Origin of the sequence: Hyella patelloides LEGE 07179 (assembly GCF_900659865.1) — a bacterium.
GTDB classification, from domain to species: domain Bacteria; phylum Cyanobacteriota; class Cyanobacteriia; order Cyanobacteriales; family Xenococcaceae; genus Hyella; species Hyella patelloides.
In genome coordinates, this window is sequence record NZ_LR213800.1 from 14,716 (window position 1) to 37,277 (window position 22,562).

Sequence of the window (22,562 nt, forward strand, 5' to 3'; positions counted from 1 at the left end):
GATTCAGAATGATGGCAGAGAATCTAATTTGGTCACTGAATAAGCAGGTAACATAATTTCGGGTGAAACAGTGTCACTTTTGCTTTTGATAACTTCTTTTCCCGTAATTAAAGTTTGTGGCTCTGCCGAAAGTTGTTGATAGCTAACCGAAGCCGAAAAAAGCTGCTCTAAATTAACAGAGATATTTCGATTAGATAAGTTGGCGATAATCGCTCGTGAGTGTTTGCCATTGTTAAACATCCAGCCATACAAAGCAGGATATTCAAAGTTTTTATGACCGACTAAGGTAAATTCAGGAGAAAAATCAATTTTCTGCGCCTTTGTCATGCCTAAAGTTGCCTCCCCCAGCAAACTCAGAGTTGAGCCAGTAGCAGAAAGGCTTTTAGCTTGAACCTCAAAATTTTCATCACTAGGATTAAGAAAGCTTGCCTTATTTGCAAAAATAGCAGCAAATCGAGAATTTCCCGTTAATACATGGTTGCAAGCGATCGCAATTCGGGAATCTTCGAGAAAAAGTAAACTCATTGTCAGCGCGTAAAGCCCATGAGTCCAACTACCCATCACCCTTTGTTGTTTGTCCCGATTTTTTTTGCCAAATACATTTTCAAATAAATTGTATTCTGTCATCCATATTTGCTTATTGTCTGGAATTAACTTTAACTGGTCATTATTTTGCAGTTTTTGCCAACTTCTAAAAGGTTGTCCCAAAATTAGTGGAACTTCTTCGGAGGTAAAAAAAGGATAGGTGGAGTTGGAGTCTATGGGAGATTTTAAGCCATGTCCGTTATAGAGATGAAGGGTAACGGCATCTGCTTGATACATAGCTGAATTAAGAAGACTTTTTTGCCAGTTTTGTTCGCGGATCGAATCTTTTGGTTTGGGCGCGACTCCTACTAAGGCAATTTCTGCTGCGGGAAATTCTTGTTTGATTGCAACTATCCACTCACTAGCAGTTTGAGCATAATCTGCCGAAGTGGGAAAAACTCGCTTATAGTTAGGCACATCAAAGTAAAATTCGTTACCTAGCTCAATGTATTTCACTGGCATTCCTAAATCTCTTGCCCTTCGCAACATTTCTAATTGCGATTCCAAACTAGAAGTAGCCATATTTAAAACAAAAATGGGATCGGTATTAGTTTCTTTGATTCCCCCTTGTATATCTTCTAATTTGCTGGCATTGTATTTAAGATCTTTGTTTCTAAACTGAATCGGATAGCCAGCCATGGCTTCCCTGACATTTCCTACTAATCCTCCTTTTTGCCAATCCCAATAATTAGATTCTGTTCCTCCTGGTATTCTTAATAACTGCGGATTTACTTGCCTAACTGCTTGTTGAAACTCTGGGTTAGACCAGGATTTTACCATTAAGGAATTGACATTAAAGCAGGCATAATTTTCTGAGAGGGGACGAGAAACAGATGAAAGTGAAGCCTTCACCGTGGATGGTTGTGCTGATGCTGATTTTTTTCCGAGATTTTTTTGCCCACTACAACCACTTATTAGTAACAAGCTGGTTAAGACAAAGAAATTTAACCAAGAAATAGAGTTAGTAGAAGTTTTAAACATCTGAAATAAGAAATACTTTTTTCGGTTATTGAAGCTGTTTCCAGTATAAAGATCGCCCAAATATCTTTTAATCACTATATTGCGATCTAATGTATGCAAAAAAAGTTTTCGTTGATTTCCAAAAACATAGTTTAATCTATAACCATCCTACAAATAATTAGTAGACTCGCTTAATACCAAATCCTATTTACATAGAATACTTATCGATGAAACAATAAAACCTTGTAGAGACGCGATATATCACGTCTCTACGATCTATTTTTATAGGATGTTTAGATAATCGGATTTCGTATAACTTCCACATTTAACAAAATAAAATGATAATTAACGACGCTCAGGCAATGCTAATTTAATTCCCAAACCAATCAAAACACTGCTTGTAATCCAACGCAGAATACTGGAAGCTGTGGCACTACGCCCAATCCAACTACCCATGCTTCCTGCAAAATACCCGACGCAACTCAACCACACAACCCCAAGTAAAGCAAAACACAATCCCATCAAAAACATTTGCCAAGGTACATTACCAAGGCTGGGATCGACAAACTGTGGCAAAAATGCCAGGAAAAATAAGGCGACTTTAGGATTAAGCACATTTGTTACGAAACCTTGCCACAGTAGCATTAATCGCGATGCTTTTTGTCTGTTAGGTTGCAGGAAAAATTCTTTTTTGTTGAGAACTGTTTTGATTCCTAAATAGATTAAATAAACTGCTCCAACCATCTTGATAACGGTAAATGCCAAAGCAGATGATTGCAGAATAGCTGATAATCCCAAAACCGCGAAGAGTGTATGAATTATAACTCCTAAATTAACTCCTAGAGCCGAAATCACTCCTGCAACTTTACCTTGCCCAATTCCGCGAGTAATAACGTAAATGGTATCTTGACCTGGTGTCATAATTAGGGCGATAGATGCAACCAGAAACAGAGTAAATTGTGAATCCATATTAAAACTTAGCTAAAGAATAATTTTAATTCTATAAAAATTTTTTCAAACTCTAACTACAGCAATTTATTAATTGAACCGATAAGCCGATAATTGGTAACTACTTTTAATCTATTCTTTCAGATTGTTGCCAGTAACGAGAATAAACATTAACGACAATCCCCGCTAAAAGCCATAAATAAAAAGAAAAGCATTTCATTTCAAAGATGCGTTCGACAAAACCATAAAAAATAGTAATGATACTTAAGGTGCAAAATACTATTCCCAGCGATCGCAATTGGCGTTCTAAACAATGATTAATCAACCATTGAGCAGTTTTATATAAGCTTTGAAATATATAGCCGAATAAAGCAACTCCTGGAATTCCATAATAAAGCAACATTGCTCCCCAATAAACGTCTTCAAACCAAAACTTTCTTTCTAAAATTATACTTTTTTGAGCAGGAAGAAGCTCAGTTAAAGTATTAACTGCTTCATTTGCTTCTGAACTAAAACCAAACCAGTTACCCGTACCAATAGTTCCACCTACAATAGTTTTGATAATCCATTGTCGTGTTCCTTTTTGCCAATATTCAGCGGAAAAAAGCTGCCCAAAATAACCTAATAAATCAATATTTCCTCCTTTTCTAATTGCCCAGCTATCTATTGAAGTGTCCACATTTAAGAAAAATAAAGAAGCAAAGATTAAAAGAAATAAACTAAATAGATAAAACCAAATTACTTTGCCTGCCCAAAGTCTTTTCCGATAAATAAATAGAATTATTACAGGAATAATCATACCAAATAAAAGAGCAATTCGCTTATACGTAGCGAACAAAGCAAAATACATGACAACAAAATTGAATAAGTTTTTTGATAAAAATAAATCATGATAACTATTATTTTGAAGTTTTAAAACTATTATGATAATAAAGCAAATTAGTAAAAAAGCAGAAGTATTCGCTGTATTGGCAAAAGTGCCATTGACCGCACCAGTTTTCAAACTACCACTAGATACTTCAGAACTTTTTTGAATTGCTATTCCTCCCGTTTCTAAATTTACATCTTGAGGAACAAACAAATTATTAAAACTAGGAGGAGCAAAATATTGAATAGTAACTAAATATCCTTGAATTAACCCTAAAACTAAAATAGTTTTTAGCAGCAGATTGATTTGCTTTTTAGATAAGTTGAGATCGACTATAATATAATAAACAGCAAAATATCTAATTAAAGTTCGTAAATTATCAAGTCCACTAAAAATAGATGCTTGGTGAATAAGTAATAAAATTATTGCCCAGAATACAAAACAAATAAAAGCTAACTCAATGGAAGATTTAATTAAGCGATCGCCTCTAAGCAAACGCTTATAAAAAACTCTGCCCCATAAATAATAAAGTACTAATTCGTGCAAAAATCTTAGAAAAAGAATAATAATTGAAGGCGCAGGAATCAATTTTAAAATCAATTCTTCAAAAGGCAGATAAACGGCGATCGCATAAACAATCCAAAAAGGTATTTCTCCTCTGAACCTAGCATTTTGATACCAATCAACAATGTTCCAAAATATCTCACTTGGTTTAGTATTCATCTAACAATAAAAAATCTAGATTAAGGTAATATTATTTGGTTAATAAAGTTGATTTTTTCTTGAATATTATTAGCTATAAAACATCTGTTTAATTTATTTTTATTCAATAGTGGCACTTTTATACAATTGAACTTTTTTCCAAGGGCGACTATGATAAATTGCAATTAAAAGAATAGTTAATTTTGTTGATAAAGTGGCAGATTTATAATAATCATCAATTAATTTCTTTTCTTCTCCCTGTTTAATGCCATCAAATAGGTAATAACTAAAACCTCTAGCAAATAAGCGATTAGTAAACTTAACTAATTCAGGAAATTTTGACCGTAGTAAATAAGCTGCGACTACTTGATTACGAGCTTTCTTCTGTCTAAATTTTTGCCCTTGTTGGAGAGTACCATCATTAGTACTGTGTATTCCCTGAATTGTTAACTCTCGATCTAGAAAAAAGCCTGGACTGAGAAACAGAGTACCATAGGTTAAGTAACGATCCGCAGCTTGCCTAAGAATCTCTGGCATAGGTAAAATTTGTTTTAAAAGACTGCGCCGAAAACAGAGAGCAGAAGTTGAAGGTGGATAAAAAGAAAGCTTACCTAATCTTAGCTGTGTCCGAAAATCGCAGGAAGTCGAAATATCTTCATTGAGTTGGGGAAAGGCGCGAGTAACTCCTAAAACTTCTTTGTTGTTAGTGTTAACTAATTTGAGCGGGTGAAAACACCAGCCAATTTCTAGATGGGAAGCAAAAACCTCAACAACTTGAGTCACCTTTTCGGGAAGAAAACGATCGTCTGCATCCAAACAACAAATAATCTCTCCAGAAGAAGCCAAAAATCCTGCATTAAAGGTAGAAGCATGATCTCCATTTTCTTTGAACACGGGAATTATGCTGTTGCCATAGTTGCCAATAATCTTCTGGGAATTATCGGTAGAACCGTCATCTACAACAATAACTTCTAGAGAAGAGTAAGTTTGATTTAAAGCACTATCAATCGCTTGAGAAACAAAGCGATCGTAATTGTAATTATTAATAATGATACTAACTAACGGTTGCTTTACCATCAACTCAAGAGCAAAATTTTGACAGTTTTTGAACAGTATGGCGATCGCGTTCTTAGCCCTCTCTGCTGTTCGCCCAGTGCCTCGTCTTCAGCGAGATCGCAATTCTAGAGCAGACACAAATGCTCCGATCTTAAGGGTATACTTGATGTCTACTCAAAGAGCTTTTCTTAATGAAGAGTCCTTAATTTACACCGTTAATACTCATTGTGGAATTTAACCAAAAGTCTTTTCTCCCGTCAAATTTTACTATCAATCAACCCAACCTGACAGCTTCAGTGTAAGGGATTGAGCCATAATTGACATCAATTAACCTTGAGTATTACTCAATCCCCAAAAGCTTAAGCAACAGGCAAAGATTCAGCGAATTCTGAGGTATCACTAGTTTCTGTATTAGTAGCTGTCGCGCTCACTACCTGAGTTCTGGGAATGCTATTATCGGCGACATACTCAAAGTTGGCGTTACCATCACTGTCAGTCTCAACCTCAACTTCTCCTTGGAAAGTTTGACCTTCACCAAAACCAGATGGATCGGCAGTACCGCTAGAGAAAAACTCGATGCGGTAAGTAGTGTCAGGCAAACTGTTAATTGTTCCAAGGAACTCTGTACCATCGGTATTACTGACTACCGAGTCAATTACTGGGGTATTTTGCAGGTTATTTGCTCCCGTGTCGCTGTCTCCACTGTCGTTAGCAGTAACACCGTTATTAGTATTGAAGTTATTACTCAGATCGATACCCAGTCCACCATTATTAGCGATGGAATTACCCGAAATAGAAGTGCTAGTAGTTTCAGTACTAGCAACTAAAACACCAGCCCCACCATTATTGCGAATCAAGTTGCCTTCGTCGATTAATGAGTCATTGCCGATCAGAGCGCGAGCATTCTCTGTCAGTAGTTTTTCAGTCTTTGACCACATCTCGTTATTTTCAAAAGTGTCTGGGATAGGATCTACTGAATCTGTACCACCAATAATATTTCCCGAAGCACCTTCAAACACAAAGATACCGTCTTCGACATTACCAAAATCAAGTGTCCCAGTTGCGTCAGTGCCGATATAGTTGGAGGTAATTATGTTGTTAGTCGTGCCTTCATCGTTAAATTCAATCCCAGTCTCGCCATTGTTGGCGATCGCGTTACGAGTAACAAGATTATCAGAAGCTCCAGCATCGATATCAACGCCATCAGTCCCGTTGCCAAGGGGCATAGTACCACTAGCATCTGTACCGATATAGTTACCCGCTAGCAAAATTTCTGTAGCACCAGCAGCCTGAATCTCTACACCATCGCTGAAATTGCCAGAGATAACATTGCCCACAACGAAGCTACGACCAGCCTCATCATCGATCGCCAAACCGTCATCGCCATTAGCAATGGCTTTAGTACCAGTAACATCTGTACCGATATAGTTGCTTACCACTACATTATCGATTGTTCCTTCATCGGCTATGGGTATGCCATCATCTATATTGCCTGAAATGAGATTCCCAGCGATAATATTTTCCGAACTACCATCATCAATAGACACACCAGCATCATTTCCTATCGCTTTAGTACCATTGATATCTGTACCGATATAATTACCTTCAACTCGATTGCCTTTGGTGCCTCGATCGCTTAGACCAAGAGCATTACCGACATTTCCTGAAATAATGTTGCGATCGCGCGAATTTCCCGTACCAACTATATTGTTAGTAGCTCCGTCCTCGATCTTTACGCCTTCATTTTCGTTCCCTAGAGCATTAGTACCAGTTGCATCAGTGCCAATATAGTTTCCTGTAATCTGATTACGTTTTGTGCCTTTGTCACTCATTTCGATTCCGTTATCTTGATTACCCGAAACAAGGTTTTCAGCGATCGTATTCCGCGAAGCTTTTTCACTGAGGGAAATACCTTTATCGTTACCTAAAGCAGAAGTACCATTAATATCCGTGCCGACATAATTTCCTTCAATCTGATTACGCCGAGTTCCCTGACCACTAAGTACTATGCCATCACCATCATTGCCTACAATGAGATTACCGTCGCTACTTAGGCTAATAGCATCAGAAGTATTGGTAGCCAGGTTCGCGCCACTAGTCCCACCAATTAGATTATCGGAAGCTCCGTTTTCGAGGCTAATGCCATTACCTTGATTACCAAGATCGATGACACCTGTGGTATCAGTGCCGATGTAATTCCCCATAATTTCATTGGAGTCGGAACCATCAAGAACAATTCCCGAACCACTGAAGCTATTAATGGCTAATCCTCGAATTGTGCTACCATCAGCATCGGCTGTAAGAGTTAACCCATTGGCATTAGCCCCCGCATTTGCGCCATTTAACTCAATGATTGGCGAACCAGCATAACCTGACTGAGTAGTCCCATCGATGATGACGTAATCGGTAATATCTGGTAAAGGTGAAAGGGCTTGAATTGTCTGAGGTTCTGTCCCAGGAAGGTCGAAAACAATCTCATCCAAACCCGAAGACTGATTCGCTCCAATAATAGCTTTACGGAATGAACCTGCACCAGAATCATTAACATTAGATACGGTAAAATTTGACATATTAAATATTAAAATGGAATTCTGAACGTTTCAATTCGATGTTAGAACTTTAGCTGTCAATAAATGGGTAAACTAATTACTGATTCAGCAAAGTAAATATTTGGAATAGGCGACCATCGTATTCATTTGAGGGCTAGATTGATGGAATTGGTCGCTTTTTGAGGAAAACTATAGTAAATAGCTCGGAGAATAATCTCAATTTTTTCCAGTAAAGATAGAAGAGTAAAATAATCGGCGATCGACTTTCGATGTCCTTGATAAGGAACACCGTAACGAACGTAAATTACCTTGTATTTCCAGTAAGCACTTAAACCTTTGGCAAACATCCGATTGCATACTTTTGCTAATTGAGGAAATTTAGCTCTTAAAAAATAGGCAGTTAAGATATTTTTGGTTTGTAATTGTGGTCTATCCTGTCGATAGGTAGAATTATTATCACCATGCACCCGCATAATAGTTAAAGCTTGCTCAAACATAAAGCCAGGACTAAGAACGGGAGCAGCTTTCATCGGATAACCATCCGCACCGTTGATGAATACCTCTGGTATCGGAAGAATTTGCGCCAAGAGACTGCGCCGAAAGCATAAACCAGAAGAAGGAGGAACATAAAGGGAAGTTCCATTTATAACTGAGTCGCGAAAGTCACATTTGCCGACACCACTCTGGCGAGTCAGCCCTAGTTCTTGATTTGTTTTGTCGTCAATTAATTTTACTGTATTGAAACACCAGCCAATCTCTGAGTTTGCCTGAAACACTTTGACCACAAGAGCGACTTTTTCAGGAAGAAAAAAATCGTCAGAATCAAGAAAGCAGATAATTTCTCCCGAAGTTGCAGCAACCCCTGCATTATAAGCTGAGGCTTGTCCACCATTTTTTTTGAGTACAGGGATAATTTTATCTCCATAGCTGGCGATAATTTCTCGCGAATTGTCTGTAGAACCATCATCAACCACAATAACTTCTATGGGTGAATAAGTTTGGTTTAAGGCACTGTCAATCGCCTCAGCAATAAAAGAGCCGTAATTATAGTTGTTGATGATAATACTGACTAAGAGATTCTGATTCATTTATTAAAATTTTCAAATGGACACCTATCCTTGGCTGGTTTCCAATCTGGTTTGTGGAAATAGCTATCTTTTCCTTGACCTTTCGATTTTAGAATCAAGAAGGTAACAAAGCGATTACAAAAAAAATATCAGCCTGGATTAAGGATGATTTTGTCACAGAATAAAGCAAAAATCAGAATACATATTGTGGGATGCGGACCCCGTACTGGTACGACACTCATGGCAGAAATGGCGATCGCTTGTTTTGCCATCGATCTTTACACAGAACACGAAGATAGTATTTATACTCGTCCAACTCGCCAAGCTGAAATCTTTTTAACTAAGCGTCCTCGCGATATTCTGGTTGCAGAACCCATATTGCATCTGTTGCCAAATTTTTATGTAATCTATATGCTGCGAGATCCTCGCGATACAATCGTCAGTAAACATCGCAAAGATCCCGATCGCTACTGGGCAAGTCTGCGCTATTGGAAAGCATACACTCCTTATGGGTGCAAGTTACAAAATCATCCACGATTTATTACAGTTCGCTATGAAGATTTGGTACAAAAACCCGACGAAGTTCAGGCATATTTGATGCAGCGAATGCCTTTTTTAACAAAACGAGCTTCTTTTAGTCGCTATCATGAGTTGGCACAGCCTTCTCAACGTTCTCTTGACGCGCTGCGTGGTATTCGTCCTGTAGCTTCTAGCAGTGTCGGTAAATGGCGTAACCATCTTCCACGAGTAGCAGGACAACTCCAGATTCATGGCAAACAGGCGATCGCCAAAGACTTAATTGAATACAATTATGAATCAGACGAGTCTTGGCTAAATGAGTTACAAGGTGTAACCCCAGATTATAGTGAAAGTCACTGGCCCGAATACTTTACACCCGAAGAGCTTAAACAGCGTACTAGAGGCAAGTATAGCAGAGCTTTTGCTGCATTTTTGCGTAATTTAGGTAATTGACAAGTGGAAATGAATTATTCTAGTAATTCCAATATAGAAGCCATAAGTGACTTAGTACTACTCTTTCTCCTGCCTTGGTCAGCGTTCGGTAAGTCCTCGAATGTGCGAAGTCTCCAAGGGAAGTTTACAGCCGTTTTCAGTTGGATAGACGAGAACACATGGCTTGCCCTAAAGGATACCGCTTCCCTAAAGGACTAGCGAAGCCGTCGCGCATAAGGTTGCCTCAAGCCCGTGAGATGTCCGTTCCGCTTTTGATTAGTTAGTTCGGAGATGGGCGGTATAAACTTTTGAGGAGACCTCAAAAGACACGCCCTCCTCTAAGCTCTAAGTTGCTTAAGTGATTGGATATGTTAAATGGTCTACTATGCTTGAAAAGTGCAGTAAGTAGTCATATAAATTTAATTACACAAATAAGGTAGGTATGCAAATTAAATTACACACATAACAGCTTCAAAGACTTATCAAACAATCAGGGTTTGCGAAATTAATTTTGCCCAGGTACTTAGTAGTCCTGATGGCTTGTCTAGTAATAATGGTGTGTGAAATTAATTTTGCCTAGGTACTTATTTAGCACCGCGATCGATCAAAAATTTTACTGCCTCTCTGTATCCTTTAGATTTAGCAACATCTAGAGGAGTTTCTCCGTCCTGATTTTTGAGATTAACATCGGCTCCATTGTCAATTAATACTTTCAATATATCTATCTTTTTTTCGTAAAATAGGGGAGTATTTCCATCTCGGTTTTGAAGATTTACTTCAGCTCCATTGTCAATTAATACTTTAGCTATTGCACTACCTCTGGCAAAGTGTAGTGCAGATTGACCGTAATCATCTGTAGCATTAACATCTGCCCCACTGTCAATCAATACTTGAGTCGCTTCCTCGTTTTTATAAAACAAGGGTGTTCTGCCGTTACGCTGCCGAGCATTGGCATCTGCTCCATTGTTAATTAGTAACTGTACTGTTGCTAGACGATAGGCATCGTGTAAGGGGGTATCCTCATCTTTGTTTTGAGCATTAACATTAGCTCCATTATCGATTAGCACCTTCATAACTTCAACCTTTTTGGCTAAGTGCAGTGGCGTGTCCTCGTCGTCATTCTTCACGTTGACATCAGCATCGTTTTTAATCATGAATAAGGCTAATTCTTCGTTATAGGCTCTAAATAAAGGAGTATTTAAGCCGTAATCTTTGACATTAATATCTCCACCATTATCGATTAAAAGCTGGGCTAGGTCTAAATCGTACTCGCTATGAAATACGTAGTGCATAGCAGTCGAACCATATCGATCTACAGGAGCATTTATATTTACGCCATTTTCTAGCAGCAGCTTGACTATTTCAAAATCTTTTTTTCTAATTGCATAGATTAAAGGAGTATTACCTTTAAGATCACGAGCATTGATATCTGCACCATTATCAATTAGTGTTTTAACTGTTTCATATTGATTTTGATCGATCGCCGTCTGTAATAGTCTTCGGTTATTTTCTACAGCAGTCGTATTAGCTAGGGTGAAATCTTCTTCTAAAAACTCTTTGATTACTTTTAATCTTCCTCTGTTAAAGTCAAAGTTATTTTCAATGTACTGATAATCTAGATATGTGGGGTCTGCGCCATTATCTATTAATAGCTTTACTAGTTTTCGATTTCGATTGTAAACTGCTGTCAGTAAAGGAGTCTGCTTCTCATTGTCTTTAGCATTAACATTAGCCCCTCGCTGGAGTAATAGCTCGACCACATCTAAAGGCGAATCAGCATATCTTATAACAGCATAATGTAGGGGAGTTTTTCCTACATTATCTATGGCATTAATCTCAACTCCTCTATCGAGCAATAGCTTGACTATTTCTGCTCTAATATTGTAGTTACGTGCAGCTTCATGTAGAGCAGTCGTTTCCCAACTGTTTTGGAGGTCAATTTCAACTCCGCGCTCAATCAGTAGTTTAACTATATCAAGGCTATTTATATAGATTGCCTGATATAAAGCATCAATACCATAACCATTTATGGTATCGATATTGGTTCCTTTATCGATCAATAGCTCAACCATTTCTCGATCTTCTAAAGAAATCGAGTTTAGTAGCGGGGTTTTTCCATATATATCAAATTCGTCTTTAGTGTTGTACTTGGCTAGAAAATCGATGATTTTCGCTTTCTGTTCGAGTTTGAGAGCGGCAGCTTGTTCTAAATCGAACATACTGAAAAATATTGCTTCAGCGCAAACTGGCGACAAGAATAGCCGTTCGTTTGTCTTGGTCAGCGTTCCCTGGATCGGTGTGACCCCGCTCGGTTGCACCACTTCTTCGTCCAGAATTTCAACTAGTTCTCCTCCGCTTTCTAAATAACGATTCATGGCAAATCCACTAGAACAGGGGTCGCTCAAAAAATTTCCCGATGCACTTGCAAATAACCATCGAGCTGAATGCGAACATCCCGTAATTAAACAACATAATAAGACTCCAATATTTACAATCGCGTTCGGTCTTTGATTGTCCTTTTCAGGCTGAGGCTGTTGGGTCGAGATCATCTATAGTATTACAAATATAATTCTTGGTTTATTATACTAAATCCGATTGATAAAAGTTATATATGCTGACTGTCCTTTGTCTGGATATAGTTTGGCAAAATCTTCATCGTTGTAGAACACTCCTAGTTCATCTCTCAAACGCATATATCTATTGCCCTTGGGAAACGCTGCTTTAGCTACTCTTGTTGTAACTTCTGGAACGGGAGGTATCGATTCAGGATGTAAACACATCAGCTCACCTCAACCTTTCGGAGTTTATTTTAGATTATTGGTATTCAGGCAAGATTATTAAATTTTTAGGTAGATAGCGATCGCTTAAAGGGGTGTTTTTTGAATTCGCCAACAGTATCCGATTCTGGGGTTTCCCCAGAATACGCCACGTCAGATGTGGGGTCTAACCGCTCATCTTTCATCCCTTATCCCTCATCCTTTTACCGATGTTTAACAACATTAAGACCTAAAAAGATACACCTTGAAAGGGCTGTTCCTAAAATGTATAAATTTGTATAAATTCATTAAGTGTAAGCGTCATTTCAGTTATTTCTCAGGCAAAATTTATTTATTTAAAGCATAATATAATATGCTACAAAAGCTAGCTAGACATATCGGGATTTCTTTTTGTCATTCTGGTAAATATGTAATTAATTATGGGAACTATATCACTATCAAGCAGTGCTTAAGGTGTTTTTACCCTATATAAAAATAATTAAGAGGTAACTTAATAAATGGCTGAAACTCAAGTAAGAGTAACTATTGAAAACTTAGCACCAGAAGCAGGAACTTTTTTAACTCCTTTCTGGGTGGGTTTTCATGATGGCGATTTTGATACTTATGACCGTGGTAGACCGATTTCTCCTGGTTTAGAAAGCTTAGTTGAAGATGGCGAGACTGCTGCTTTGTCTGAAGAGTTTGCTGTCAGTGGAGACGGAACTATCGATGGCACTATCGCAGGAGGAGAAGGTATTGAAGGGCCTATTGACCCTGGAGAAACGATAACAGAAACTTTTATTCTTGATAGCGAAGCAGATACTAACCAGTTTTTTAGCTATGCTTCGATGATTATTCCCTCCAATGATGCCTTTATTTCCAATGGCAATCCTTCTGCATTTCAGATTTTTGATGAAGAAGGAAACTTTATCGGTACTGATTTTATTGTTGCAGGTAGCAGTGTCCTCGACGGAGGAACAGAAGTCAACGATGAGTTAGCAGAGAATACTGCATTCTTCTCTCAAGCAGAATTAAATACAGGGGAAGATGAAAATGGAGTAGTCACACCTCATCCTGGCTTTATTGAAGATGGCAGAATTCTGAGTGAAGATGGTACTACAGAAGGCGCACCCGCAGCTTTTAACAATGCTGACTTTACTGCTGAGGGTTATCAAGTAGCGCGTATTACAGTATCTCTTGATGAGCGTAGCGAAGAACCACCCCTTCCTCTTGCAGCTCCTGTAACTATTACTTCTACTTTAGATGGAGAGCAAGAAGTAGAAGCAGGAGATGAGGATGCCACAGGAAATTCTACTCTTACTCTTAACAATGCGGGTAATGCATTAGAATACAGCTTAACCGTCAATGGTTTAGATTTTGGTGCCAATGGTTTAATTGAAGGAGGAGCGCAAACCGAAGAAACTAGCGATGATGTTACTCGCTTGCATATTCATAACGCACCCAGAGGAGAAAACGGCGATATTGTCTTTTCCTTATTTGATACTGTCGCACCAGAATTAGGTAACGTTTTAGAAATTCCAGGAAACCAAGATGAAGATTTAACAGTTACTGCTAATGATGATGGTTCAGTAACTTTAACTGGTGCTTGGGAAGAAACTGACCCTGCTAGTACTGCTTTAAGCGAATTTGTTCCCGAAATTAGAGAAGGTGCAGAAGCAGAAGACGAAGATTTGAATTTTTACTGGAATGTCCATACAGAAGAGTTTCCAGGGGGCGCAATTCGCGGACAACTGGTAGTGAATAATGAAGAAGATAATCCTCCCGAACCAGAACCTCTAGAAGTAAGAGTAACTATTGAAAACTTAGCACCAGAAGCGGGAACCTTTTTAACTCCTTTCTGGGTTGGTTTTCATGATGGCGATTTTGATACTTATGACCGTGGTAGACCGATTTCTCCTGGTTTAGAAAGCTTAGTCGAAGATGGTGAGACTGCTGCTTTGTCTGAAGAGTTTGCTATCAGTGGAGACGGAACTCTTGATGGCACTATCACAGGAGGAGAAGGTATTGAAGGACCTATTGACCCTGGAGAAACGGTAACAGAAACCTTTACTCTCGATAGCAATGACGATACTAACCAGTTTTTTAGTTATGCTTCGATGATTATTCCCTCCAACGATGCCTTTGTTTCTAATGGGAATCCTATGGCTCATTCCTTATTTGATGAGGAAGGAAACTTTATCGGTGCTGATTTTATTGTTGCAGGAAGTCAAGTTCTTGATGGAGGAACCGAAGTTAATGACGAGTTAGCAGAGAATACTGCATTCTTCTCTCAAGCAGAATTAAATACAGGGGAAGATGAAAATGGAGTAGTCACACCTCATCCTGGCTTTATTGAAGATGGCAGAATTTTGAGTGAAGATGGCACTACAGAAGGCGCACCCGCAGCTTTCAATAATGCTGACTTTACTGCTGATGGTTATCAAGTAGCTCGCGTTACTGTTTCCGTAGTAGATGACCCTGTATCTATTACCTCTACTCTAGATGGGGAACAAGAAGTTGGAGCAGGAGATGAGGATGCCACAGGAACTTCTACTCTCACTCTTAACGATACTGGAAACAGCTTAGAATATAGCTTAACCGTCACTGGTTTGGATTTTGGTGCTAGTGGCTTAATTGAAGGAGGTGCGCAAACAGAAGACACTAGCGATGATGTTACTCGTTTGCATATTCACAACGCACCCAGAGGTGAAAATGGGGATATTGTCTTCTCTTTATTTGATACTGTGACACCAGAATTGGGTGATGTTTTAGATATTCAGGGCAATCAAGATGAAGATTTAACAGTTACGGCTAATGATGATGGTTCAGTAACTCTTACTGGTTTTTGGGAAGGAACAGACCCCTCCAGTACTGACCTTGGTGAATTTGTCTCAGAGATTCGTGATGCCGAAGCAGAAGAAGACCTCGATCTTTATTGGAACGTTCATACCGAAGAGTTTCCCGCAGGTGCCATTCGGGGTCAATTAGTAGTAGAGGAAGAAGTTATTGAAGAACCTGTATTTATTACCTCTACTCTAGATGGGGAACAAGAAGTAGAAGCAGGAGATGAGGATGCCACAGGAACTTCTACTCTCACTCTTAACGATACTGGAAACAGCTTAGAATATAGCTTAACCGTCACTGGTTTGGATTTTGGTGCCAATGGCTTAATTGAAGGAGGTGCGCAGACTGAAGATACTAGCGATGATGTTACTCGTTTGCATATTCATAACGCACCCAGAGGTGAAAATGGTGATATTGTCTTTTCTCTCTTTGATACTGTGACACCCGATGACTTAGGGAATGTTTTAGAGATCCCAGGAAACCAAGATGAAGATTTAACAGTTACGGCTAATGATGATGGTTCAGTTACTTTAACTGGTGTTTGGGAAGGAACAGACCCTTCTAGTACTGACCTTGGCGAATTTGTCTCCGAGATCCGTGATACCGAAGCAGGAGAAGACCTCGACCTTTACTGGAATGTTCATACCGAAGAGTTTCCCGCAGGTGCCATTCGGGGTCAATTAGTAGTAGAGGAAGAAGTTATTGAAGAACCTGTAAATATTACTTCTACTCTAGATGGGGAACAAGAAGTAGAAGCAGGAGATGAGGATGCCACAGGAACTTCTACGCTCACTCTTAACGATACTGGTGACAGCTTAGAATATAGCTTGACTGTTTCTGGTTTAGATTTTGGTGCCAATGGCTTAATTGAAGGAGGTGCGCAGACTGAAGACACTAGCGATGATGTCACTCGCTTGCATATTCACAACGCACCCAGAGGTGAAAATGGGGATATTGTCTTCTCTTTATTTGATACTGTGACACCAGAATTGGGTGATGTTTTAGATATTCAGGGCAATCAAGATGAAGATTTAACCGTTACGGCTAATGATGATGGTTCGGTAACTTTAACTGGTGTTTGGGAAGAAACAGACCCTTCCAGTACTGACCTTAGCGAATTTGTCTCAGAGATTCGTGATGCCGAAGCAGGAGAAGATCTCGACCTTTACTGGAACGTTCATACTGAAGAGTTTCCCGCAGGTGCAATTCGGGGTCAATTAGTAGTAGAGGAAGAAGAACAAAATACTATTGAACTATTCCGCTTCCGCAATACAAACTTTGATACGGGAACCTATATCTTTGTCCGTGAAGGAGAAAGAGAAGCTATCGAAGCCGATCCTAACCTCAACGAAATTTTTGAACTAGAGGGCGTACAAGAAGACGGTTCAATCACTCCCGCATTTACTGCTAGTGCAACCCCAGAAGAAGGTTTAATCCCTCAATTTCGTTTTCAGAGTAACCTCACCCCTGGTACTTTCGTGTTTGTAGGAGAACAAGAAAGGCAAAGTATTAACGAAAACTTTGCGGAAGAATTTACCGAAGAAGGTTTAGCCTTCTATGTCCGTGGAGCAGGTTCAGGATTAGGGACAGAATTTAACCGCTTTCAAAACAATCAAAACAATACTTTTCTGTTTGCTGGACCAGGAGAAACTGAATCGATAGAAAATAATCCTGACTTTTCTAATATCTTTGATAATCAAGGAGTTGCTTTTGAATCTTTAGATTAAGTACTTCTGCAACATCACCGAATGTAGCCAGGTAATCACCGAGAGCGATCGCTCTCGGTGAGAGTGTTCTAAAGCATCACTTTTCTTAAGTTGTCCCTAAAAAAACAACTCATAAGGAGAATTAAGCAAAATCCTCACCTTGATTGTCATAATTAATTTGGTTGACTACTAGCTTGGCTCGGTTACACTAAAACAAAATCGCTTTCCCCTAAAGTCTCTGCTTGAATTCCGACCAAAACCGCCAAGTCTTGAGTGACCGTAGAAATTAAGGTGTTGTCATTTTGTTGAGTTAGGCTGAGAGCGGCAAAACTCAAATCGAATCCACCAATACCAATAACATCTTCTCCGATTTCAAAATCGGTAATGGTATTGACCGCCTCGGGTAATTGGGCATTAGCAATCCAGAATTGGTCTGCGCCCATACCACCAGAAAGATGGTTGTCACCGCCAGAGATTGCAAAAAATCGATCGTCTCCCTGACCGCCCCAAGCGCGATCGCCACTGCCGAGGAAGAAATCATCATTGCCAGCACCACCGTAGAGCCGATTTTGCCCTCTACCCACCGAAGCATCAAGAAGATCGTCTCCCGTGTCGCCAAAAGCGCGATCGCCCAAGCCCACAATTAGCTCATCATCCCCTGCACCACCATAGAGCCGATTTTCTCCTGTCAAAGCTTGGGAAGTATCAATCAGATCGTCTCCAGCCCCTGCAAAAATCAAATCTTTATTACCATCAAAGTCGGCAACTAACTCTGGAGCAATCTCATTATTTTCAGGATCTCCATAAACGGCTACTTGAGTTAAATATTCAAATGATTCTCCTTCTAATGACGGCGTACTCTCAGGAGGCATCCGAAATTGAGTTCCCTGCTCGAATGAGTAGGTCAAGCCAATCAAGGTTGGTTCGCTAAAAGCTCGACCGAGAAATTCAATTCCTACAGGAAGACCATCTTCAGTAAATCCTGCTGGTACACTAATGGCTGGAAATCCCGAAAAAGGACTTAAACGATTTGCCGAACCCGCACCTGTAGATTCATCAAATAAGTTAGGTGGACTCTCAGCGGTTGGATAAATCAAAGCATCGAGATTTTGACCGTCTAAGACTTCCAATAAAGAACTTTGGGTTAATGCAGGTCGTTCGGTGAGAATTTCTTGATACTCAGCAGCAGTTTCTGGATCGCTCAAATCTATCTCATTTCTCGCGATGTAGGCATTTTCAAAATCTTCTAAGTATTCACCACTTTCGATTAGAGCTTCTAAGTCGGCAATCGGTGCGTCTCGCTCTGCTAAGTAATTATTGAGATCCCGTTTAAACTCCAAAGTACTTAAACTAGGGAATTCTAAAATCTCATCCAGGTTGGGAATCTCAACATCGATCGCCGTTGCTCCTAAAGCTTCGATTTCGGCGATCGCGTTATCAACGACGGCGTTGGTTGCTGCTGTTCTGGGGTCGTCGTCAGAGCCAAACAACTCCCGCACGACACCAATTCTAGCTCCATCGAGGGCATCGGAATCGAGAAAATTGGTGTAGCTTTCGGGAATTTGACCGATACTAGACGCGGTTATAGGATCTTCTGGATCGAAGCCAGCCAGAGCATCTAAAGTCAGGGCACCATCTGTAACTGTGCGGGTTATTGGCCCTCCAACGTCCTGAGTCAAAGCCAGGGGAATAATGCCCGAACGACTAGTAAGACCGATTGTCGGTCGAATCCCCACCAAGCTGTTGAAAGTTGAGGGAATACGAATCGAACCACCTGTATCCGTTCCCGTACCAATCGTACCAAAATTAGCAGCGATCGCAGCTCCCGTACCACCACTCGAACCGCCAGCATTACGCTCTGGGTCGTAAGGATTGAGGGTAGTGCCTCCCAGAGAACTAGTTGTCTCGAACGAAAAGGCGAATTCTGACAAGTTTGCCTTTGCCAAAATAATCGCTCCCTCATCTCGCAATTGAGCTACCTGAAAGGCATCTTCTTCAGGAATAAAATCTTCTAGGGCGATCGCGCCAGCGGTAGTTTGAACATCCGATGCATCGTAGTTATCTTTGAGGATCACGGGTATGCCTGCCAGCGTTCCTAGGTCTTTTCCCGCAAAACGTTGCCGATCTACTTTTTTAGCAGTTTCTAAGGCGTGGGGATTGAGATTAATAATTGAATTAATTGCGGGATCGGAATCATCGTATGCTTCAATACGATTGAGATAAAGTTGTACTAATTCTTTGGCAGTTAACGCTCCAAATTCAAACGCTAGATCGATATCGTCGATTGTCGCTTCAACTAAATTGAATGTTGTTGGTTCTGAAAGGGGGGAAACTCTAATGGACACTATTAATTCACTCCTGCTAAAAATGCTAAAAATGTCTCGCGATCGTCGATACTCAGGCTGCGATCGCACTTTCTTGATATATACTTACTCAACTTATGCCAAAACAAAATCACTTTCGCTTAAAGTCTCTGCTTGAATTCCATCTAAAATTGCCAAGTCTTGAGTAACCGTAGAAATTAAGGTGTTGTCATTTTGTTGAGTTAGGCTGAGATCGGCAAAACTAAAATCGAATCCACCAATACCAATAACATCTTTGCCGATTTCAAAGTCGGTAATGGTATTGACAGCGTCGGGTAATTGGGCGTTAGCAATCCAGAATTGGTCGGCTCCTTGACCACCAGAAACGAGGTTGTCACCGCCAGTAATAACAAAAAATCGATCGGAACCCTGACCACCAAAAGCGCGATCGCTACTACCGAGGAAGAAATCATCATTGCCAGCACCACCGTAGAGCCGATTTTGCCCTCTACCCACCGAAGCATCGAGGAGATCGTCTCCTGCGTCGCCAAAAACGCGATCGCTCAAGCCCACAATTAGCTCATCATCCCCAGCACCACCATAGAGCCGATTTTCTCCTGTCAAAGCTTGGGAAGTATCAACCAGATCGTCTCCAGCCCCTGCAAAAATAAAATCCCCATTACCATCAAAGTCGGCAACTAACTCTGGAGCAATCTCATTATTTTCAGTATCTCCAGTGACAATTACCTCGGTAAGATACTCAAAAGACTCTCCTTCTAAGGGAAGCGTACTTTCGGGAGAAACGCGAAGTTCGCTGGCTTGCTCGTATGAATAAGCAAGTGCGATCAGTTCTGGTTCGCTGAAGGCAGTCCCTGAAAAAGTTACTCCAAAAGGCGCACCATCAGGAAGATAGCCACCAGGAACGATAACGCTAGGGTATCCTGCTTTAGCAGCTATACTAGCACCACGATTTTCGGGAAACAAAATTGTATCGAGATCGTGCTGTTCGAGGTAAGCATCAATGCCTTCCTCTCTTGACAGACGTAAATCTGTTGCTCGATCTTCTAAATACTGTGGTCTATCTTCTACTAGGTCGATTTCTTGTGCGGCTAAAGCACGAGTTTGTCCGTATCTTAGAGCTTCTTCGGGATTGGCTTGATTAAAAGCAATAACCTCTGCCAATGTTTCTACAGGAGCATCATCACCCAAGCTATCTAGATACCTATTGAGGTCTCTTTTAAACTCATAAAAAAGTACAGAAGAATCAAACTCAAATAACTCTTGGGTACTAGGAATCTCTTCATATATAATTGTCGCTCCCTGACTTTCAAGAGTAGAGATGGTATCGTTTATCAATGCAACTTGGTCTTCTGAAAGACCTGCCCAATATGCTTTAGGAACGCCAATTCTAGCTCCATCGAGAGCATCTGGATCGAGAAATTGAGTATAGTCAGTAAAAGACTGTCCTTCACTAGCAGCGGTTGCCTCATCGCTGGGATCTACTCCAGTCAACTCTCCTAATAAAGTTGCTGCATCGGCAACAGTACGACCAAAAGGACCTGCCGTATCTTGGCTTTCAGCAATGGGAATAATCCCATCACGGCTAACTAAACCGACTGTTGGTTTGATACCCACAACCGAATTACGGTTACCAGGGCTGAGAATAGAACCAGATGTTTCTGTGCCTATCGATACGGGAACTAGACTTGCAGCAACTGCCACGGCAGGACCACTACTAGAACCACCAGTGTCTAGAATTGGTTCTCCATCAGTTTCGGGAGTGGGATTATAAGGATTATAGGTAAAGCCATTAAGGGAACTATAGCCATTGGGCATACCACTAGTAAGGAAGTTGGCAAATTCGGTTAAGCTTGCCTTGCCCAAAATTAGCGCACCCGCATCTTGAAGTTCTGCGGTGATAAAAGCATCATCGGGGGGAATCGACCCTTCTAATGCTAGAGAACCTGCGGTTGTCGGTAAATCTGCCGTGTCGATGTTGTCTTTTAACAGAACTGGAATCCCTGCTAGGGCACTGGTTAAATTTCCCTGACGACGTTGGACATCTATTTCTCTGGCTTGCTCTAAAAGATTGGGATTGAGTTCGATAATAGAGTTGAGTATTGGTTCATAGGCTTCAATACGGTTGAGGTAAAGTTGAGCTAATCCTTCTGAAGTTAATGCCCCAAATTCAAACGCTTGCTCAATATCTGCAATGGTTGCATCCGTCAAATTGAAGGTAGTTGGTTCTGAAGTTGATGTAACGGTGATAGACAAAGTGTTCTTGCTCCCATAATTTGGCAATTGTCAAAGATTACTTCATCGTTTGACAACGAAGTCTGCCCTGAGCGTTAGTCAAAATTTGAGCGAAGGAATTCCATCTCTTTGCTTCAAAAAAAGTGGCAGTTTTGCTTATAGCGATCGCCATATAAGGTTTAATCTAATGCGACAGACTGGTTTATCATAAAATAGTTGAATTCCTATAAATGTGCCCAAAAATACTTATTGTATTATGCTATGGGTACAGTATTAGTACACTATTTTTTATAACTCTAGAACCCACTTGCATTCTACAGAATGATGGGATTACTTCTGGTATAGTGGAATAAGGCAAGCGTGGTGGATAAAATTGCTCTCACTATGCAAGTCTTGTTAATAGCTATAAGCGATCGCAAGTAGTCTTTCCTTATAAGATTATAGAGTGCGACGATGATAATTTTTAGACCAGAAGCAGCTAAAGCATAGACTAAAAACTATGTAATTTTTTTTGATCATTGATAAAATATTAATTATAGTCAAACAAAATATCTAAAATAGACCTCTTGCAAAAGTAGCGATCGCTATATAGTTGAGTTCAAACGAAGTTCGTAGTTATAGATAGCAGCAATTAAATTAAAGCGCAAGCCAAATCTTTTTCTTCGGTTACGATATCGCTCTGATAAAATCCTAAACACTTTGAGATGTCGGTAAATATGTTCAATCACTATTCTTTCTGAAGCTAATTGTCGATTTTCTTCTTTTGGTTTTTTCAACAATTTACTTTTTTTGGGCTTTTTATGAGGTGTCTGACTCAGTTTGTGGATTTTAGCTATTCCTTGATAACCTTGATCTCCAAGAACTTTTATCTCTTGTCTTAGATGAGGTTTACTATTTTTAAATAACTTAAAATCGTGTTCTTTTCCCTTTCCATGAGCAATGCATATAATCTGCTTACTATTTTGGTCGATGATTATTTGAGACTTTAGAGTAGGCTTTTTCTTTTTGCCACTA

12 protein-coding genes and 1 pseudogene are annotated in these 22,562 nt (G+C 39.9%); 2 read left to right on the forward strand and 11 right to left on the reverse strand.

Translation table 11 applies throughout. The annotated features are described in order from the left end of the window. Nucleotides 1–3: 3 nt before the first annotated feature. The 6 genes from H1P_RS07865 to H1P_RS07890 form a co-directional block, all read right to left on the reverse strand. Nucleotides 4–1,641 carry a hypothetical protein gene (locus H1P_RS07865; RefSeq protein WP_144865834.1) on the reverse strand — a complete coding sequence of 546 codons (1,638 nt, stop codon included), beginning with the start codon at nucleotides 1,639–1,641 and terminating at the stop codon, nucleotides 4–6. A gap of 249 nt (nucleotides 1,642–1,890) precedes the next feature. Then, nucleotides 1,891–2,514, reverse strand: coding sequence for a LysE family translocator (locus H1P_RS07870; protein ID WP_144865836.1), 624 nt, complete (start codon nucleotides 2,512–2,514; stop codon nucleotides 1,891–1,893). Nucleotides 2,515–2,620: 106 nt separating this feature from the next. After that, nucleotides 2,621–4,084: a hypothetical protein gene (locus H1P_RS07875; RefSeq protein WP_144865840.1), complete on the reverse strand. Its 1,464-nt coding sequence runs from the start codon at nucleotides 4,082–4,084 to the stop codon at nucleotides 2,621–2,623. Between the two features lie 99 nt (nucleotides 4,085–4,183). Continuing rightward, the gene (locus tag H1P_RS07880) at nucleotides 4,184–5,140 is read right to left on the reverse strand and encodes a glycosyltransferase family 2 protein (protein WP_144865843.1); all 957 of its coding nucleotides are present in this window, start codon (nucleotides 5,138–5,140) and stop codon (nucleotides 4,184–4,186) included. 338 nt (nucleotides 5,141–5,478) lie between these two features. After that, nucleotides 5,479–7,689, reverse strand: coding sequence for a beta strand repeat-containing protein (locus H1P_RS07885; RefSeq protein WP_144865846.1), 2,211 nt, complete (start codon nucleotides 7,687–7,689; stop codon nucleotides 5,479–5,481). A 122-nt stretch (nucleotides 7,690–7,811) separates the two neighbouring features. After that, nucleotides 7,812–8,756 (reverse strand): glycosyltransferase family 2 protein, encoded by a 945-nt coding sequence (locus H1P_RS07890; RefSeq protein ID WP_144865849.1) that lies wholly within the window; start codon nucleotides 8,754–8,756, stop codon nucleotides 7,812–7,814. A gap of 150 nt (nucleotides 8,757–8,906) precedes the next feature. Between H1P_RS07890 and H1P_RS07895 the strand changes: the two genes are divergently transcribed. Further along, entirely contained in the window at nucleotides 8,907–9,707 is an 801-nt protein-coding gene (locus H1P_RS07895; protein WP_186375883.1) for a sulfotransferase family protein, read from the forward strand. A gap of 563 nt (nucleotides 9,708–10,270) precedes the next feature. Here H1P_RS07895 and H1P_RS07900 read toward each other — a convergent pair. Both H1P_RS07900 and H1P_RS07905 read right to left on the reverse strand, forming a co-directional pair. Further along, the gene (locus tag H1P_RS07900; protein ID WP_186375884.1) at nucleotides 10,271–12,091 is read right to left on the reverse strand and encodes an ankyrin repeat domain-containing protein; all 1,821 of its coding nucleotides are present in this window, start codon (nucleotides 12,089–12,091) and stop codon (nucleotides 10,271–10,273) included. A 207-nt stretch (nucleotides 12,092–12,298) separates the two neighbouring features. After that, a pseudogene (locus H1P_RS07905) lies at nucleotides 12,299–12,466 on the reverse strand (IS5/IS1182 family transposase); the annotation flags it as partial. 494 nt (nucleotides 12,467–12,960) lie between these two features. Between H1P_RS07905 and H1P_RS38150 the strand changes: the two are divergent. Beyond that, the gene (locus H1P_RS38150; RefSeq protein ID WP_246141522.1) at nucleotides 12,961–17,013 is read left to right on the forward strand and encodes a CHRD domain-containing protein; all 4,053 of its coding nucleotides are present in this window, start codon (nucleotides 12,961–12,963) and stop codon (nucleotides 17,011–17,013) included. A 182-nt stretch (nucleotides 17,014–17,195) separates the two neighbouring features. Here the strand turns inward: H1P_RS38150 and H1P_RS07920 are convergent, their stop codons facing one another. The 3 genes from H1P_RS07920 to H1P_RS07930 form a co-directional block, all read right to left on the reverse strand. Beyond that, nucleotides 17,196–19,337: an amidase family protein gene (locus H1P_RS07920; protein WP_186375885.1), complete on the reverse strand. Its 2,142-nt coding sequence runs from the start codon at nucleotides 19,335–19,337 to the stop codon at nucleotides 17,196–17,198. Nucleotides 19,338–19,430: 93 nt separating this feature from the next. Then, nucleotides 19,431–21,569, reverse strand: coding sequence for an amidase family protein (locus H1P_RS07925; RefSeq protein ID WP_222426981.1), 2,139 nt, complete (start codon nucleotides 21,567–21,569; stop codon nucleotides 19,431–19,433). A 563-nt stretch (nucleotides 21,570–22,132) separates the two neighbouring features. Next, a partial coding sequence (locus H1P_RS07930; protein ID WP_144865862.1) for a transposase family protein occupies nucleotides 22,133–22,562 on the reverse strand: 430 nt, incomplete at its 5' end.

Coding starts and splice junctions, on each gene's coding strand:
- H1P_RS07870 (WP_144865836.1), bottom strand. CDS start 2,514: ATGGATTCACAATTTACTCTGTTTCTGGTTGCATCTATCGCCCTAATT.
- H1P_RS07875 (WP_144865840.1), bottom strand. CDS start 4,084: ATGAATACTAAACCAAGTGAGATATTTTGGAACATTGTTGATTGGTAT.
- H1P_RS07880 (WP_144865843.1), bottom strand. CDS start 5,140: ATGGTAAAGCAACCGTTAGTTAGTATCATTATTAATAATTACAATTAC.
- H1P_RS07885 (WP_144865846.1), bottom strand. CDS start 7,689: ATGTCAAATTTTACCGTATCTAATGTTAATGATTCTGGTGCAGGTTCA.
- H1P_RS07890 (WP_144865849.1), bottom strand. CDS start 8,756: ATGAATCAGAATCTCTTAGTCAGTATTATCATCAACAACTATAATTAC.
- H1P_RS38150 (WP_246141522.1), top strand. CDS start 12,961: ATGGCTGAAACTCAAGTAAGAGTAACTATTGAAAACTTAGCACCAGAA.